The organism is Kribbella pittospori, assembly GCF_004331465.1.
Classification (GTDB): domain Bacteria; phylum Actinomycetota; class Actinomycetes; order Propionibacteriales; family Kribbellaceae; genus Kribbella; species Kribbella pittospori.
On sequence record NZ_SJKB01000011.1, the window covers coordinates 15,328 to 31,629 of the forward strand.

Genomic DNA, 16,302 nt, shown 5'->3' on the forward strand with positions numbered 1-16,302 from the left:
AAGCTCAATCACCACCCGCTGCTCGGCGGCTGGGCCATCGGCTCGTCCGCGAGACGCAGCGTCATGGTTGTGTTGCCGATTCGTACGGTCGAGCCGTCCACCAACTCGGCCTCGGTGGTCCGCCGGCCGTTCACCAGGGTGCCGTTGGTAGAGCCCAGGTCGACCAGCACAACACGGATGCCGCCGGGGCCCTCCGGCATCAGCCGGATCTCGGCATGCCGACGGGACACACCCGGGTCGTTGATCTGGATGTCCGCGTCGGTCCCGCGGCCGAGGACCACGCCGGGCGGGTTGACCGGGCGACGCCGGCCGTTCACCTCGAGCATCACCTGGGGGTGACCGCGTCGGGGCTGCTGTTGCTGCGGGGGCGGGCTGGCCGGGGTGCTCAGCACCGGGCCGTCGTTCGGCGGCACGTAGGGCTCCTGCGGATAGGGCTGGGACCGCCGTTGTGGTGAACCGACGGTGGCACTGACCACCCGGAACTTACCGGTCGGGAGGTCGTCCTGCTGGGTCAGCTCGATCTCGATCGGGCCGGAGAACGTGTACCGCTGGATGTCGGCGTGGTCGCGCAGTTCGTTGGCCAGTTCGTGGTTGAGGGTCCGGCCGTAGGCGTTCAGACGCTCGAAATCGCCCGGACCGAGCTCGATCGTGAAGTGGTTCGGCACCAGCCGGCGGTCCCTGGACAGGATCCGCGCGGTGTTGTCGATCTCACGCTTGAGCGCCGCCGCCAGCTCGATCGGCTCGACGTCGCCCTTGAACGCACGCGCGAAGACACCGCTCACAATGCCCTCCAGGCGTCGCTCGAAGCGCTGCAGCGGTCGCACGCCTCCTCCTCCACGGTCGGTCGCCGGCTGGTGCCAACGATCGTGCCTGCCGTCCGGCGCCCTCAGCAGGCACGCCGTACGCCGCGTCCACCCGCACGGTGGACACACCGGGTACGACGATCGATCGTATCGGGAGGTTCGACCGAACCCGCAATGTGAACGTTCCGTTGGACCCGTGCTAATGTTCCTTCTCGGTTGCAGACGACACTGTCAGACGCATCCAAGCGCGCGGGTGGCGGAATAGGCAGACGCGCACGGTTCAGGTCCGTGTGCCCGAAAGGGCGTGGGGGTTCAACTCCCCCCTCGCGCACAAAGTCCCGGTCTCAGACCGGGACTTTTTCAATTCCCAGACGGGCTGCTGTGGTCCCGCAGGACAACTGGGTTGCGGGGGCTCGTGGTCTGATTCGCGGACGTGGTGCGGCGCAGACGGACTCACCTGAGGCGGATCATGGTCTGGTCCGCTCTTCGGAAACTTCTCGTCTCCTGGTGGACGTTTGTTTCCGCAAAGCCACCGTGCGTCGAGGGATCCACGCACGGGCGAGCCGATTGCCGTATCCCGTCGCCGTACACCTGGACCTTGTGCACGAACCGACCGTCAGCAATCCGCACCCGCGGCGGATGCGTGCACAAGGTCACACCTGGAGGTGCGGCTAGTGTGCTGCGATTCACCCGCGCGAGTGGCTACGTGCGTGCTGACTTGCCGACTCAATCGTGTCCAGCACTTCCACGTCGCCGGGGTTACTGGCGGCGAACTGGTAGCCACGAATACTTTCGGTTACGGTGGGTGCATCAACACCGGTCCCGCTGCTAGTCGTCCAGGCTGCAAGGGCCGGTTTTCTTTTGGAGCACTCGCCCGATGCCAGTCGCCTACACCAAGCCGCATCTGTCGTACCAGGAGCAGTTGAAGCTGCTTCGCAGCCGAGGGCTCGAGGTGAACGATGAGGCCGCCGCGCTGCGTCTGTTGACGAGCGTTGGCTACTACCGACTGTCGGCGTACGTCTATCCGTTCCGGGAGCTGCTCCCGATGGATGAGCGTGCTGTCGCTAGTCCGGCGCACTATCGCTCGGAGTCGATCACCGCCGGGACGACGTTCGAGCAGGTCGATCGCCTGTGGCAGTTCGACCGTAAGTTGCGGCTCCTCGTACTCGACGTCATCGAGACGGTCGAGATCGGGCTGCGAACCAAGGTCGCCTACATCCTCGGCGCCTGAGATCCGTTCGGGCATCTCCGTGTGGCCTCCCTCGACGCGGCCGCGTGCGACGAGTCGGTTCGACGCAACGGTCGCCGGGAGACGAGGCACCAGGCGTGGTCGAGGAACTATCGGCAGGCGATTCGCGATGCCGGCCGGGAGGACTTCCTGCGGCACAACCTGCACAAGTACGACGAACTTCCGGTCTGGATCGCCGTCGAAGTCCTCACCTTCGGATCCTTGGTCAGACTCTTCAATCTCATGCGACCGGAGGATCGCACAGTGATCGCCAGGGAGTTCGGCGTGAAGGGTGGCGGTCTGGTCGGCGGGTGGCTCGAGGCGATCAACTATCTGCGCAACGTCGCCGCGCACCACGCGCGGTTGTGGAATCGCTCGATGACCTACACGATCCGGCGATTCAATCGCCACCAGGTGGGTCCGGTTCTGGAGCACCTGGCGGGCTCGGTTCCGACCGACAAGGTCTACTCGAGTCTGGCGATCGCGGCGTACCTGTCGAGTGCTGTTGTCCAGGACAACGTTTGGCCACGCTCGCTGCTGACTCATGTGCGGGCGTTTCCGGCGACCGCTTCTCTGTCGCCGACCGACAGCATGGGTTTTCCCGTGAACTGGGAGCACCAGCGCCTCTGGACGGGTGGATCCTCCTGAGGGTCGGGAGGTGTGTGGCGTTCTGTGGTTCTGTCGGTGCGGGGTGCGACTGTAGGGCGATGACGGGGATTCGGGTTGCTATTGCGCAGCCGGCTATCAGTGCGGACGCGCGGGTGAATGGGAAGACGGTCCGGTCGCTGATGCGGAAGGCGGCGGCTGGGCGGGCGCGGTTGGTGCAGTTTCCTGAGGGTGCGCTGAGTGGGTATGCGAAGGAGCAGATCGCCGACTGGTCCCAGGTTGACTGGGAGGTGGTCCGCGGCGAGCTCGAGCGGATCATGGCGTTGGCAGCTGAGCTGCGGCTGTGGGTGGTGCTGGGGTCGGCGCATCCGTTGACGCCGCCGCATCGGCCGCACAACAGCTTGTATGTGATCTCGGATGCCGGCGAACTGGTCGACCGTTACGACAAGCGGTTCTGCTCGAACACCGAGATCAACCACTTCTACAGCCCTGGCTTCGACCCGGTCGTGTTCGATGTCGACGGGTATCGATTCGGCTGCGCGATCTGTGTCGAGGTCAACTTTCCGCAGTTGTTCAGTCAGTACGAGCGTCTCGGCGTCGAGTGCCTGTTGCTGTCGGCGTACCCGGTGGACTCGATCTTCGAGTTGAAGGCCCGCGCGTACGCCGCGATCAACTGCTACTGGGTCTCGATGTCGCTGCCCGCACAGACTGTCGACCTGATGCCGTCCGGTCTGATCACCCCCACTGGCACGTACGCCGCCCAGCTCAGCGGCAACTCCGGTCTCGCCATCACGACCCTGGACCGTGACGACCCCGCCCTGACTGTCCCGTTCCAGCACGCACGCCCGTGGCGCGCTACCGCCATGAAGGGCGACATCTACCGCACCAGAGCTGTTGACGACCTCCGCTCCCGCGACAAGACCGTGCTCTGACCGGTCCGAGACGAAGGCGGTCTGACGTAGGCCGTTTGGGGGACGGCGGGGGTCGGTCGTGGGGTTGACGACCTGGGACCTCCCGCGGTGGCAGGGTTTGACTTCTAGGGGTGTGAGCTGGAAGGAAACTGGCGGTATGGAGAGTGCGGCGTTCGAGTTGGTCGGGTTGACCAAGGTGTTCGGCGAGGAGCGGGCGGTTGACGGGCTGAGTCTGTCGGTGCCGACCGGGTCGTTCTTCGGGATGCTCGGGCCGAACGGGGCGGGGAAGACGACCTCGCTGTCGATGGCGGTCGGGTTGCTGCGGCCGGACGAGGGGACGGCGCGGATCTTCGGGGTGGACGTGTGGGACGAGCCGACGAAGGCGAAGGCGCTTGTCGGGGTGCTGCCGGACGGGCTCGGGATGCCGGAGCGGCTGACCGGGCGTGAGGTGCTGACGTACCTGGGCCTGCTGCGCGGTCTGCCCGAGGACGAGGTCCGGAGGCGTACGTCGGAACTCCTCGAGGTGCTCGAGCTCGATCACGAGGACGAGAAGCAGGTGATCGGCTACTCGACCGGCATGCGGAAGAAGCTCGGACTGGCCGTCGCCTTGCTGCACGCGCCACGGCTGCTGGTGCTCGACGAACCGTTCGAGGCGGTCGACCCGGTGTCGGCGGCGACCATCCGGACCATCCTGAACAGGTTCATCGCCGGCGGCGGGTCGGTGGTGATGTCGAGTCACGTGATGGCGCTGGTCGAGCAGCTGTGCGACCGGGTGGCCGTTGTCGCCGAGGGCAAGGTTGTTGCCTCGGGCACCGTTTCCGAGGTGCAGGCCGGTGGCAGCCTGGAGGACGCGTTCGTGTCGCTGGTCGGTGCGTCGACCCGGGGTGCGGAGGGTCTGTCGTGGCTCTCGGCCTGACCTACACCACCTCGCACACGCTGGTCCGGATGCGGCTGTCCTCGTTCCGGCATGCGCTGAAGGACCAGAACCGGGTCTCCTGGATCGGCACCGGTGCGTTCTGCGGCCTGGTGCTCGCCGGTGGCACGATCTGGGTCGCAGCTACCGGCGACAACGACGGACTGGTCGTCGCGCTCGGGATCTGGATGCTCGGCTGGGTGGTCGGGCCGCTGTTCGCCGGTGGTGGTGACGAGACGCTCAAGCCGGAGTACTTCAGCATGCTGCCGCTGCCACCGCGCACGCTGTCGACCGGACTACTGGTCGCCGCGGTCGCCGGTGTCGCGCCGGTGATCAGCCTGGTGGCCCTGCTGAGTCTGGTCGTCGCCGGCGCGCAACTGAGCGTCGCGGCAGCACTCATCGCCCTGCCTGCCCTTGTACTGCAGCTGTTCTGCTTCATCCTGGCGTCCCGGCTCGCCGTCGCGGTGTACGGCGTACTGCTGCAAGTCCGCTCAGGTGCCGTCCTCGCCGCGGTGGTCAACGCGTTCATCCTGGCGTTCGCGGCGCAGGGCTGGGCGCTGATCGTCGCGTACGTCTCCACCGACGTGCAGGGCACCGTGGCCACTGCTGCGCGCATCGCACCGTCGGGCTGGGGTCTCGCTGCGGTCGAGGCCGCCGGTCGTGGCGACTGGCTCGAGGTGCTGCTGCCGCTGGTCGGCCTGGTCCTGCTCGCCGCCGTGATGCTGATCGCCTGGTCCGCTCTCCTGGTACGCCGTACGACCGCCAGCCACAGCAGCCACAAGGTACGGCGACCACTGTCCGCCGACGGACCGAGCACCGCGGCCGCAGCCAAGGAACTCCGCTCGTGGACGCGGGACCTGCTCTACGGTCACAAGGCGGTCTTCGCCGTCAGCTACGGCCTCTTCTTCTGCATGATGCCGCTCGCACTCAAGGCGACATACATGTTGCCGTGGGCCGGTCCGGCGGCCGTCATCATGGCCGGTGCGATGGCGTCCAACCTGTACGGCGCGGACGGTACGGCGCTGTGGACGACGCTGATGACCCCCGGCTCGGCCGGACCGGACGTGCGAGCACGCCAGCGCGCGTTCCTGCTCGTCTTCGGACCGCTCACCGTCCTGATCACCGTGCTCTTCACGTGGTGGGCAGGCGACGCCGGTGCCTGGCCGCTCGTGCTCAGCGTGATGCCGGCACTGCTAGGTGGTGCGGCCGGTCTGATCGTGGCCTGCTCGGTGTGGGCCGCCGTTCCGACGACCGACGCGCACAAACGGTCCGGGAACCCGCTCAACTCGGGTGAGAACGAGGGCGAGACCGTGGGCCTCGTCTACGTGATGCTCGTCCTGGTGTCCGTGACCGCGGCACCCGCACTGGTCGTCGCGCTGTACTGGTCGTGGTGGGGCGTCCCGATCGGGGTGCTGTCCGGCGTGCTGGCGTGGTGGTACCTCGGCCGCCTCGCCATCAACCGGCTCGAACAGCGCGGGCCCGAGTTGCTCACGCTGCTCAGGCATGGCCGGACCGTCGAAGAGGCCAAGAAGAAGGCGCAGTACGAGTCGATCCCCCGCTGGAAGCGGACGACGGCCGGCTTCTGTCTCGGCTTCGGCGCCATCCCGTTGTTCCCGCAGGCGCTCGTACCGGCGATCTTCCTGCTGACCAACAACCACGACACCAAGTCCTGGTTCCTCGCGCTCTACGTGCCGAGCCCGTGGCCGTGGCTGGTGATCGTGGGGATGGCCGCGCTCGGCCTCGGGATGTACGCGTACGGCGGTCCTACCTACTACAACGCGCGGAAGGTGTCACCGGCGGAGGCGGGGTAGGCCCGGCTTGGGAGTCCCCCGATGGCGGGCGTTGGTGACGCTTCGGGCGCCCATAACCATCCACAGGGCGAGGACGGCCGCGGCACGGACGTGCCGTGGCACCGAACGGCCAGCGGGAATCGGCTCGCTTCAGCGTTGTCACGCCTGATTAGGTGGACTACCGCGCCGAGAGGGGGCCGCCCATGCAGGAAGGCTTGTTGCTTGATGCCCGGGAGGAGCAGGCCTACCGCCTGCTGGTCGGATTGTCCGCCGCCCGGTCCGCGGAGCTCGCCGAAGTCGCGGAGCTGACCCGGCACGAGGCGGACGAGGTACTGCAGCGGTTGCAGGCGATGGGTCTGGTCGCGGCGAGCCAATCAGACGACCCCGTGTTCCGCCCGCTCCCGCCCGACGTGGCGCTCGGTACGACGCTGCTCCGCCGGCAGGAGTCGCTGGAGACGGCCCGCAAGACGGTGGCGGCGTTGAGCGAGGAATTCCGCGCGAGCGCGAGCCGCCGCGACGCGCACCACCTGGTCGAGGTGATCGTCGGCGCGACCGCGCTCCGGGAGCGGCTGCGCGACCTGCAGGAGTCGGCGCGCGAGGAGATCCTCTGGTTCTGCCGCGCCAACCCACTCGCGATGCAAGGCGCGGACAACACCGAGGAGTACGGCGCTCTGACCCGCGGCGTCCGGTATCGCGCGATCTACGAACGCGCCCTCCTCGAGACCCCGGGCGAACTCGACTCGATCGCCGAGGGCGTGAGCTGGGGCGAGGAGGCTCGGGCGTTGCCGACGCTCCCGGTCCGGCTGGCGATCGTCGACCGCTCGACGGCGGTCTGCCCGTTGGTCCGCGACGACGAGCTGGGGATCGGTGAGCCGACGGCCGCGGTCATCAGCCGCGGCCAGTTGCTGGATGCGCTCCTGGCCCTCTTCGAGAGCCACTGGGAGCAGGCGACGCCGGTGAAGCTTCAGCGCGGCGACTCCGCGGAGACGGAAGGTCTCGACGACAACGAGCGGTTCCTGCTGTCGCTGCTGGTCGCCGGTGTGCCGGACAAGTCGATCGCATCCCAGCTGGGCATCAGCCGTCGTACCGTCCAGCGCCGGCTCGACCGGATGATGGCGCTGGCCGGCGTCGACACCCGCACCGGCCTGGCATTCCAGGCCGCCAAGCGCGGCTGGATCTGAGCTGGGGCGACCGAAGCCGCCCCAGCTCACCCAACTACTTCACGCCGTACGCGCGGATCACCGTCTGCGTGAACTTCGCGCCGTCCGTGCCGGTGGCCTGCACCCTCAACGAGACGGTGTCGTGGGCGTTGGCGACCACGGCGACATAGTGGCCGAGGGCACCTACCACGAGGAGCTTCCGCCAGGTCTTGCCCTCGTCGAACGAGGCCCAGGCACTCAACGAGGTCGACCGGGGTGCTTCGAAGCCGACGACGTGCGTACGGGCGCCGACACGACCGGTCAGGTCGGTCGGGACCTTGTAGCCGACCTGCAGCAGCGGCAGCGGCGTCGCCTTGTCCTCAGCCTGCTTACCGGACCGGAACTCCCACGATGTCTCCGTGTTCGTCGCCCAGTTCCACTCCCCGTCAGCGTCGCTCCGCGAGGTGGCGAGGTCCAGCTTGTACGCCGCGGTGTCGCTCGAGGTGATGACGTCCTCCCACGCGTCCGGCAGTTCGGCGATCACCTGACCGTTGCGCGACAGCTTGGCGCTGGCCGAAGTGGTCTCGCCGACCGTGTAGTGCCCGTCCGCGTCCACGAACGACGGGATCCGCAGCGACAACCGATCGCCGGTCCGACTCGACACCACACCAGGTGCCGTGGCCGGCCGAACCACAGGACCGAACCACGTCTCTTTCGAGGTGCCGTTCTTGTAGGTCCGCGGCAGCGTGGTCATGCCACCGGCCAGCGGGTTCATGTCGTCCCAGGTGTAGAGGTGGTGCACCCGGTGTTGCCAGATTGAGTCACCAGAGGTCACCCACTCCTCTCGCACCTTCGGCGTCTGCACGAACCGCTGCGAGTCGTTCCAGGAGTACTCCTGCCACGGCCGCCACCCGAACCGCTGCTCCTTGGCCCAGTCGAAGCCGCCGTTGTCGGCGTACCCGGTGGTGATCCGCGCGCCGTTGGCCGGGGTCACCTTGTAGTCGATCTTGCTCGGGATCGACCCGGTCGAGACCTGCTGGACGTCGTACAGGTACGGGCTCGAGGTGGTCAGGGTCAGGTCGATCGTGGCGTGGCCGCGCTCGGCCCGGTCGATCAATCGATGACCGTCCTTGAACGTGGTGACCATCGCCGGGATCGGTTCGCGGTCGCCGGTCGGGCGCCAGACCGTCCACGCCGACCAGTCCGCCGGCCGTACCAGGATCACCCCAGCGGCACCCGCCTTCGCGGCCGCCGCGATCTGGTCTTGCTCACTGCCGTCCTGACTGGAGTCCAGCACCGCCACCGCGCCCTTCACTCCCTGGAACGAGGCGTCGGCGGCCACCAGCGGGAACCGCTTCTTGCCTTCGTACGACGGCGACTGGTGCAGCAGGTTGATGTCCAGCGGTCCGGTGACACCGGAGACCGTGGCCTGCACCAGCGGCGCGACCAGTTGCCAGCGGGACGAGAACTCGAAGGTGCCGTCCTTGACCGGCTTGGTCGGGGTGACACTGACCTCCTTGACCGTGCTGAAGTGCATGACGCCGTGGCTGATCGAGCGGCCGTTGCCGTACTCGCGGTGCACGTAGTAGCTGAGCACCGCCTGCTGCTCGGACGGCTTCGGCGTCCGGATCGTGATCGGCACCGCCTTGCGTGCGTCGATCACCACCTCGATGTCCTTGCTCACCTCGATGTTCGGGTCGGTGAACAGGCTGACCTTCTCGTCCTGCGGGTCGCCGTTCTCGACCAGCGAGTGCAGCAGGTACGTGCCCTCCTCGACCTCGGCGGTGTAGCTGGAGCCGTCCGGGATCCAGGCGAGTACGTCGGAGCGCGAGTTGTCGCCGTACAGCGAGATGACCGGGACTCCGGTGGGCTGTCCGTCGAGGCCGACCGCCCGCAGCGTGACGGTGTGCTTCGGGCCCTGCCGGAGCGCGCCGATCGCGGTGTGGGTGACGACTCCGTCGGGGCCGGTGGCAACGATCCAGCCGCTGTGCAGACCGCGGTCGAGCTTGGCCGCGGTCAGGTCCACCGGTACGTCGCTGTTGCCGTGCGCGGGCACGGTGATGGTGGCCGGGACACCGAAGGCGTCGGTCTCCGGCTTGCCGGCGTCCAGGTTGCTGACGGCAACGGACAGGGTGAGCGTGACGGGCGCGTCCGAGTCGTTGCGGTAGTTGATGGTCCGGGTGGACGAACCGGTCGTCGTCTGCAGACCGAAGTCCGCCACACCGGTGGCGAACACCTTCTGCGCGACCGCTCGGGTCAGGTCCACGCGGCCGGCGCCCTGGGCGTACACGGTCTGGTTCGGTTGGGTCTTGGCGGTGCTGACCAGCGCGTTCTTCAGCTGGTCGGCTTTCCAGTCCGGGTGCTGCTGCGCGAGCAGGGCTGCCGCTCCGGCCACATGCGGCGCGGCCATCGACGTACCCGAGGCTGCGGTGTAGAGCTCGTCCACCGGCGCACCCATGGCCGTACCGGCCGCCCGGGCGGCGATGATGTCCACGCCCGGTGCGGTGATCTCCGGCTTGAGTCCGGCGTCGCCGAGACGCGGTCCGCGGCTGGAGAAGTCGGCCAGCCCGTCGGTCCGGTCCACGGCACCGACCGTCAGTGCGGACGCCGCGGCTCCCGGCGTACCGATCGTCTCGTCCGCGCCGTCGTTGCCGGCCGAGACGACGAACAATGTGCCGGTCTGTGCACTGATGTCGTTGACTGCCTGGCTGAGCGGGTCGGTGCCGTCGGTCGGACCACCGCCGAGGCTCATGTTGACGACCTTCGCGCCCTCGGCGGCGGCCCACTCCATCCCGGCGATGATCCAGGAGTCGTAGCCGTAGCCGTCGTCGCCGAGCACCTTGCCCACCAGCAGGTCGGCCTGCGGGGCGACGCCCTTCCGGGTCCCGCCCGCGCCGGCTCCGGTGCCCGCGATGGTTGCAGCGACGTGCGTGCCGTGACCGAAGTGGTCCTGCGCGCCTGTCGGGCTACCGGAGAAGTCTTCGGCCTCCTTGACCTTGCCGACCAGGTCCGGGTGCTGCGCGTCCACACCGGTGTCCAGTACGGCGACCTGGACGCCGGAACCCTCGTAGCCGGCCTTCCACGCGTCCGGTGCACCGATCTGCGGGACGCTCTTGTCGAGCACCGGCTTCACCTTGCCGTCGAGCCAGATCTTGCTGACCCCGCTGCTCAGCGAGCGAGCACCGACCGCCGGGGCCAAGGATTTCCACAGCTCGGGCAGTTGGTCCTTGGCCGCGTCCACGGCTTCGCCACCGATCGACGCCAGCTGCCGGGTGGTCGTCGTACCGGCGAGGGCTTCGGACGTGCGGAGGCCTGGGGCGTACTTGACGATCAGCGGGAGTTGCAGGGCGGCGGAGTCGCCGTACCCGTCGGCGATCAACTCGTCCACGTCGAACAGGTCGACGTCGAGGACGCCGGTGGAGATGTACGGGACGGCGTCGCTGGGCAGGACGCGGAGGCCGCCGTCGGCCTCGATGGTGTGGAACGAGACGCCCTCGCGGCCCGGGGCCGGGTGGACGCTGGCCGCCTTCCGGCCGCCACCCGCGTCGGTCACTTCGACGACGTCTCCGGTGATCAGGGTGACCGCACTGCTCTTCGGGCTGGTGTTCCCGGTCGGGGGTGGTGACGCGGCGGCGGCCGGGGTCACCGTGACCGCGCCGAGGGCCAGCACCGCTGCAAGGGTGGCAGCAGTGATCCGTGGATGGGACATAAGCGGATTCTCCTTCGAGAGGTTGGGGGCAGGACCACCTCTTCTTGGGACAGAGTTTGCAATCAGGTCACGGGGATCCGGCCTGTCCATCACTGCCGTCCCTGCGACATGGCGCAAGCACGCCAGCCCCGGCACCATCGGAGGCATGACCGCACAGCAGGTGGCGCGTAGGTGGGCTTGGCTGGGCACGTTGCTGGTCGGCGGTGCGCTGTACGTGCTGGTGCTCGCGGTTTTCACCGACACCGGGAACCCGAATCTGTTCCCGACGCTGATCCTGCTCGGCGCGCTCGTCGTACCGCTGACGTTCGTGACGTTCGCGGCCGGACGGTCCGGGCGCTGGCTGATCGACGGCCCGACGCTCGGTGGATCCCTGCTGTTCGGCGGCGTGGTCGGTGTGGTCGTCGCCGGCTTGCTCGAGTACGACGCGATGCGGCGACTCGGGACGCTGCCGATGCTCGGGGTCGGGCTGATCGAGGAGGCGGCGAAGCTCGTCGTGCCGGCCATCCTGGTGCTGTTCTTCGGACACCGGTACCGGACGTCGCTCGGGACCGGGATCGTCATCGGGGTCGCAGTCGGCACCGGGTTCGCCGTACTGGAGACGATGGGCTACGCCTTCGTCGCGCTGCTGCAGTCCGACGGGAACGTCGGGGCCGCCGAGCGGACCCTGTTCATCCGCGGCCTGCTCTCGCCGGCCGGGCACGCGGCCTGGACCGGACTGGCCTGCTGGGGACTCTGGCGGTTCGTGATCGTGCCGAGCGGTAAGCACTTCGTCGGATTCCTCGGCATGTACGCGCTCGCCGTTGCCCTGCACACCACCTGGGACGGGATCGGCGGCTGGGTCACCTACATCATCGTCGGCGTGATCTCGATCGGCCTGCTGCTCTACGGCCTGAAGCGAGCGCAGCGGATGGACCAGGCGCGCGTCCCGGTCCCAGCCGCCTAGACAGACCGTCCATGGTGGACCTATTGTCCACACGTGAAGCCGGATCAACTCGCACCGCTCGGTGACGCCCTGGCGCGGCTGCTGTCGCCGCACGCCGAGGTGGTGCTGCACGACGCCGTGACCGACGAGGTCGCCGGGATCTGGAACCCGCTGTCCGGCCGCGAGCCCGGCGAGCCTTCACTCCTCGGCGAGCTGGCCGAGCTGACCGCGACCGGCGAGGGCGTCTACGGCCCTTACCCGAAGACACTGCCCGACGGCCGCCGGCTGTCCAGCGTGAGTGCTGTCATCCGCGACGACGACGGCAAACCGGCGTACGTCCTGTGCATCAACGTCGACCGGACCGCCTTCGAAGACGCTTCGCGGCTGTTGGCCGCCTTCGCGGCGCCGGTGGCCGGGCAGCCGCGGGTTCTGTTCGAGCACGACTGGTCCGAGACGCTCAACGAGATCGTCGGTGCGTACGTCCGCGAGCGCGGCGCCACGGTCGACCGGCTGACCCGCGCGGACCGGCTCGAGGTGCTCGGTCAGCTGGACGCCGCCGGCGTCCTGAGTCAGCGGCGATCGGTCCCGGCCGTTGCTCGCGCGCTCCGGATCTCCCGATCCGCGCTCTATCAACTGCTCGCCGAGGCGCGGAAGGAACCCGCCGATGCCGACCCTGCCTGACTTCCGGCTGGAGACCTACTTCGCGCAGTGGGAGTTCAGTGCGCGCTACCACCTGACGGCGTCGGACGCGCAGACATTGTCGCTGGCCGAGCTGCTCGCGTTGGCCGGCGACGACGGCCGGGAGCGGTGGGAGACGCTGGCCCTCGGCTACACCGAGACGCGCGGACTGCCCGCGCTGCGCGAGGAGATCGCCGCGACGTACGAGCACGCCGAGGCGGATGACGTATTGTGCTTCGCCGGGGCCGAGGAGGCGCTCTACCTGGCGATGCGGACGTTGCTCGAGCCCACGGATCATGCAGTGGTCCTGACCCCGAACTACCAGGCGGCAGAGACGGTCCCGCTGTCGGTGTGCGAGGTCAGCGGTGTCGCGCTGCGGCCCGAGGACGGCTGGGCGCTCGACGTCGACGCGATCGAAGCCGCACTCCGGCCGAACACCCGGATGGTGTCGGTGAACTTCCCGAACAACCCGACCGGGGCGGTCCCGTCGCTCGACAGCTGGTATCGCCTGGTGCGGCTGTGCGACGAGCGCGGGATCACGCTGTTCAGCGACGAGGTGTACCGCGGGCTGGAACTCTCCGCGCCATCGTTGCCGCAAGCAACAGATCTGTCCGGTACGGCGCTCTCCCTGAACGTGATGTCCAAGGCATACGGGCTGCCCGGCCTCCGGATCGGCTGGATCGCCTGCCGGGATCGGGCCGTGCTGGACAAGCTCGAGCGCGCCAAGCACTACACGACCATCTGCAACTCCGCGCCGAGCGAAGTGCTCGCGCTGATCGCACTGCGGGCCCGCGAGCAGGTGCTCGACCGCAACCGCGGGATCGTCGCGGAGAATCTGCCGATCTTCACTGAGTTCTTCGCGCGCTATCCCGAGCTGTTCGAGTTCACCGCACCGGACGGCGGCTGCGTCTGCTTCCCGCGCTACCTTGGTGCGGACGGTGTCGAGGCCATGTGCACTGACGTCGTCGAACAGGCCGGCGTACTGCTGCTGCCGTCGAGCATCTACGGCTCGGCGCTGACGGAGAGCCCGACCGACCGCTTCCGGGTCGGCATCGGGCGGAGCGATCCTGGTGAGGCCTTGACCGTGTGGGGCGAATGGTTGGAGAAGCGCGGATGACGCTGCCGGTGATCGGTCTGACCGAGATCACGAGAATCGCCACACCAGATCGGGTCTTCGGCGCGGTTCGCGATGCCTTGATCGCCCACGCCGAGGGTCGTACGTCGGTCCCGGCGCCGATGGTGCTGGACTTCCCGGAGCACGCCGGCGACTGCCACGTGAAGGCCGGGTACGTCGACGGGTCGCCGTACTTCGTGGTGAAGGTCGCCAGCACGTTCGCCTCGGTCAACAACGGGCTGATGCTTCTCGTCGACGCGACGAACGGCGCTCCGGCCGCGGTGCTCGCCGACGAGGGCTTGCTAACCGCGTGGCGTACGGCGGCCGCCGGGGCGCTGATCACCGACGCGATGACACCTCCCGACGTGGATGAGGTCGCGGTCCTCGGGACGGGCGAGCAGGCTCGGATGCAGGTGCAGTGGTTGTGCGAATTGCGCCCGCTGCGCCGGGTCAAGGTCTGGGGTCGTCGTCCCGAGGCTGTGGAGGCTCTCTGTGCGGTCTTCGCCGAGGACGGCCTGGATGCGCGGCCCGACGGACTGGACGGTGCGGCGTGCGTGATCGCGACGACCGCTGCCCGGGAGCCGTTGCCGGTCGAGGCGTTCCGGTCCGCGCTGCACATCACCGGGATCGGGACCGACATGCCCGGCAAGGGTGAGTTGCCGGTCGAGGTGTTCGCGGGTGCGGTCATCGCCACCGACGACCACGCGCAGTGCCTCGATCACGGTGACTTCGGGAACGCCGTACGGGCTGGTGTCGTGGGCAACGACGTCGACCTGGCGGTCGGCGCCGTACTGCGGGACGGCGTGGATCGGAGCCGCCGGTCGGTGGCCGATCTGACCGGGATCGGTGCGGCCGACGCCGCGGTGGCGAGCGCCGTACTGGCCAGGGCGACTGCTAACGAGTCAATTTCCCGTCAGTAGGGTGAGACAGCCGCGCCGAGGCATGGACAACGTGTGCTGGACTGAGTACGGTCCGTAAACGGCGTCCGCACCACGCCACCGCAGGAGGGCCGCTCGTCTGGGGCCGTGCCCTCCACCTGTGCGGTGAGGTGCTGCCCGCCAGTAGCGCCTCACTGGTGGATGGGCAGAGCGGCCCGCGGCGGCTCGTCGCGGCCTGATGGGGGCCCATACACCCAGGTGGGGCGGTTGAGCATCACTCACATGCTCACCGCCCCACCGACTCAATTCACCGACGGTTTCACCGCCGGACGTTCGGTGACCCGATCCGGTGGGCAGACTGAGGACGACCGGACCCCAACCGCCCCTGGGAGTTGCCGTGCCCATTCCACGCGCACTTCGTCCCGCCCTGGTCGTCTCCGTTGTGCTCGCCCTGCTCGGCTTCGGCATCACGCCGTCGACCGCGGCGACCACCGCGACGATCTCCGTCAGTACGGCGATCGGCCGGCAGGACGGATCCACCGCGACGGTCGAGGGGTACGTGGTCGGTCAGCCGACCGCGACCAGCACCGTTGTCCGGAGCAACTTCCCGAACGACTACGCACTCGCGCTGGCGGACTCGGCCGCGCAGACCAGTACGTCGGCGATGCTGTATGTCCAGATCCCTTCCGCGTTCAGGGCGTCGTACGGACTGCAGAGCAACCCTGGACGTCTCGGTCAGAAGATCACGGTGACCGGGACGCTGGCGGCGTACTTCTCGCATCCGGGGCTGAAGAACGCGACGGCGTTCGGCGGCGGCTCGGGTGATCCGGGGCCGGATCCGGGTGACTACTACGCCGGCGCCGAGGGCAAGAGCGGTCCCGCACTGAAGGCCGCGCTGCACACGATCATCTCGAGTCAGACCAAGCTCACCTACGACCAGGTCTGGAACGCGCTGAAGGACACCGACCAGGACCCGGCGAACAGCAACAACGTGATCGACATCTACTCCGGCCGGTCGCAGAGCAAGAGCAGCAACGGCGGCGACCCCGACGACTGGAACCGCGAACACGTCTGGGCCAAGTCCCACGGCGACTTCGGTACGGCGACCGGTCCCGGCACCGACATCCACCACCTGCGGCCCGAGGACGTGTCGGTGAACGGTGCGCGCGGCAACCTCGACTTCGACAACGGCGGCTCAGCGGTCGCCCAGTGCTCCGACTGCACCGCGGACTCCGACTCCTTCGCCCCGCGTCCGGCCGCCCGCGGCGACGTGGCTCGGATGATCTTCTACATGGCGGTCCGGTACGACGGCGGCGACGGCTTCGCCGACCTCGAGCCGAACAACTCCGTCAACAACGGCTCCGCCCCGGCGATCGGCAAACTCTCCGTCCTCAAGGCCTGGGCCGCCGCCGACCCCCCCGACGCCTTCGAGAAGCGCCGCAACGAGGTCATCTACACCACCTACCAACACAACCGAAACCCCTTCATAGACCACCCCGAATGGATAACCTCCATCTGGCCCTGACCGATCTGCCCCGCGCTGCCCCGCCCTGCCCCACGATCTGCCCTTCGCGCCGGTCACTTGCGTGCTCCACAGTGGTGGGGACACGG

11 protein-coding genes, 1 tRNA gene and 1 pseudogene are annotated in these 16,302 nt (G+C 68.4%); 11 read left to right on the top strand and 2 right to left on the bottom strand.

Annotated elements, in window-relative coordinates; all coding sequences use genetic code 11:
- Positions 1-8 precede the first annotated feature (8 nt).
- Positions 9-824 carry an FhaA domain-containing protein gene (locus E0H73_RS30930; protein ID WP_131362234.1) on the bottom strand — a complete coding sequence of 272 codons (816 nt, stop codon included), beginning with the start codon at positions 822-824 and terminating at the stop codon, positions 9-11.
- Between the two features lie 226 nt (positions 825-1,050).
- Between E0H73_RS30930 and E0H73_RS30935 the strand changes: the two genes are divergently transcribed.
- The 6 genes and pseudogenes from E0H73_RS30935 to E0H73_RS30965 all read left to right on the top strand — a co-directional run bounded on the left by E0H73_RS30935 (position 1,051) and on the right by E0H73_RS30965 (position 7,432).
- Positions 1,051-1,134 (top strand) — tRNA-Leu (locus E0H73_RS30935).
- A 546-nt stretch (positions 1,135-1,680) separates the two neighbouring features.
- A pseudogene (locus E0H73_RS47450) lies at positions 1,681-2,679 on the top strand (Abi family protein).
- A gap of 59 nt (positions 2,680-2,738) precedes the next feature.
- Entirely contained in the window at positions 2,739-3,569 is an 831-nt protein-coding gene (locus tag E0H73_RS30950) for a carbon-nitrogen hydrolase family protein (protein WP_131362240.1), read from the top strand.
- Positions 3,570-3,705: 136 nt separating this feature from the next.
- On the top strand, positions 3,706-4,464 hold the full coding sequence (locus E0H73_RS30955) for an ABC transporter ATP-binding protein (protein WP_131362241.1): 759 nt from the start codon (positions 3,706-3,708) through the stop codon (positions 4,462-4,464).
- A complete protein-coding gene (locus E0H73_RS30960) occupies positions 4,449-6,272 on the top strand; it encodes a hypothetical protein (RefSeq protein ID WP_131362243.1) in 1,824 nt (607 codons plus the stop codon). The genes E0H73_RS30955 and E0H73_RS30960 overlap by 16 nt, the downstream gene beginning before the upstream one ends.
- A gap of 182 nt (positions 6,273-6,454) precedes the next feature.
- Positions 6,455-7,432, top strand: coding sequence for a helix-turn-helix domain-containing protein (locus E0H73_RS30965; RefSeq protein ID WP_131362244.1), 978 nt, complete (start codon positions 6,455-6,457; stop codon positions 7,430-7,432).
- A 34-nt stretch (positions 7,433-7,466) separates the two neighbouring features.
- Here the strand turns inward: E0H73_RS30965 and E0H73_RS30970 are convergent, their stop codons facing one another.
- The gene (locus E0H73_RS30970; RefSeq protein ID WP_131362246.1) at positions 7,467-11,099 is read right to left on the bottom strand and encodes a S8 family serine peptidase; all 3,633 of its coding nucleotides are present in this window, start codon (positions 11,097-11,099) and stop codon (positions 7,467-7,469) included.
- Between the two features lie 145 nt (positions 11,100-11,244).
- Between E0H73_RS30970 and E0H73_RS30975 the strand changes: the two genes are divergently transcribed.
- From E0H73_RS30975 to E0H73_RS30995, 5 genes are all read left to right on the top strand, one after another.
- A complete protein-coding gene (locus E0H73_RS30975) occupies positions 11,245-12,042 on the top strand; it encodes a PrsW family intramembrane metalloprotease (protein WP_131362248.1) in 798 nt (265 codons plus the stop codon).
- 33 nt (positions 12,043-12,075) lie between these two features.
- Entirely contained in the window at positions 12,076-12,702 is a 627-nt protein-coding gene (locus E0H73_RS30980) for a helix-turn-helix transcriptional regulator (protein WP_131362250.1), read from the top strand.
- The gene (locus E0H73_RS30985; RefSeq protein WP_131362252.1) at positions 12,686-13,816 is read left to right on the top strand and encodes an aminotransferase class I/II-fold pyridoxal phosphate-dependent enzyme; all 1,131 of its coding nucleotides are present in this window, start codon (positions 12,686-12,688) and stop codon (positions 13,814-13,816) included. The genes E0H73_RS30980 and E0H73_RS30985 overlap by 17 nt, the downstream gene beginning before the upstream one ends.
- Positions 13,813-14,733 carry an ornithine cyclodeaminase family protein gene (locus E0H73_RS30990; RefSeq protein WP_131362254.1) on the top strand — a complete coding sequence of 307 codons (921 nt, stop codon included), beginning with the start codon at positions 13,813-13,815 and terminating at the stop codon, positions 14,731-14,733. The genes E0H73_RS30985 and E0H73_RS30990 overlap by 4 nt, the downstream gene beginning before the upstream one ends.
- Before the next feature lie 355 nt (positions 14,734-15,088).
- Entirely contained in the window at positions 15,089-16,216 is a 1,128-nt protein-coding gene (locus E0H73_RS30995; RefSeq protein WP_238164385.1) for an endonuclease, read from the top strand.
- Positions 16,217-16,302: the final 86 nt, after the last annotated feature.

Excerpts from the sequence above, each read along its gene's own strand:
- E0H73_RS30975 (WP_131362248.1), top strand. The coding sequence starts at position 11,245 with ATGACCGCACAGCAGGTGGCGCGTAGGTGGGCTTGGCTGGGCACGTTG.
- E0H73_RS30955 (WP_131362241.1), top strand. The coding sequence starts at position 3,706 with ATGGAGAGTGCGGCGTTCGAGTTGGTCGGGTTGACCAAGGTGTTCGGC.
- E0H73_RS30970 (WP_131362246.1), bottom strand. The coding sequence starts at position 11,099 with ATGTCCCATCCACGGATCACTGCTGCCACCCTTGCAGCGGTGCTGGCC.
- E0H73_RS30990 (WP_131362254.1), top strand. The coding sequence starts at position 13,813 with ATGACGCTGCCGGTGATCGGTCTGACCGAGATCACGAGAATCGCCACA.
- E0H73_RS30965 (WP_131362244.1), top strand. The coding sequence starts at position 6,455 with ATGCAGGAAGGCTTGTTGCTTGATGCCCGGGAGGAGCAGGCCTACCGC.
- E0H73_RS30950 (WP_131362240.1), top strand. The coding sequence starts at position 2,739 with ATGACGGGGATTCGGGTTGCTATTGCGCAGCCGGCTATCAGTGCGGAC.
- E0H73_RS30985 (WP_131362252.1), top strand. The coding sequence starts at position 12,686 with ATGCCGACCCTGCCTGACTTCCGGCTGGAGACCTACTTCGCGCAGTGG.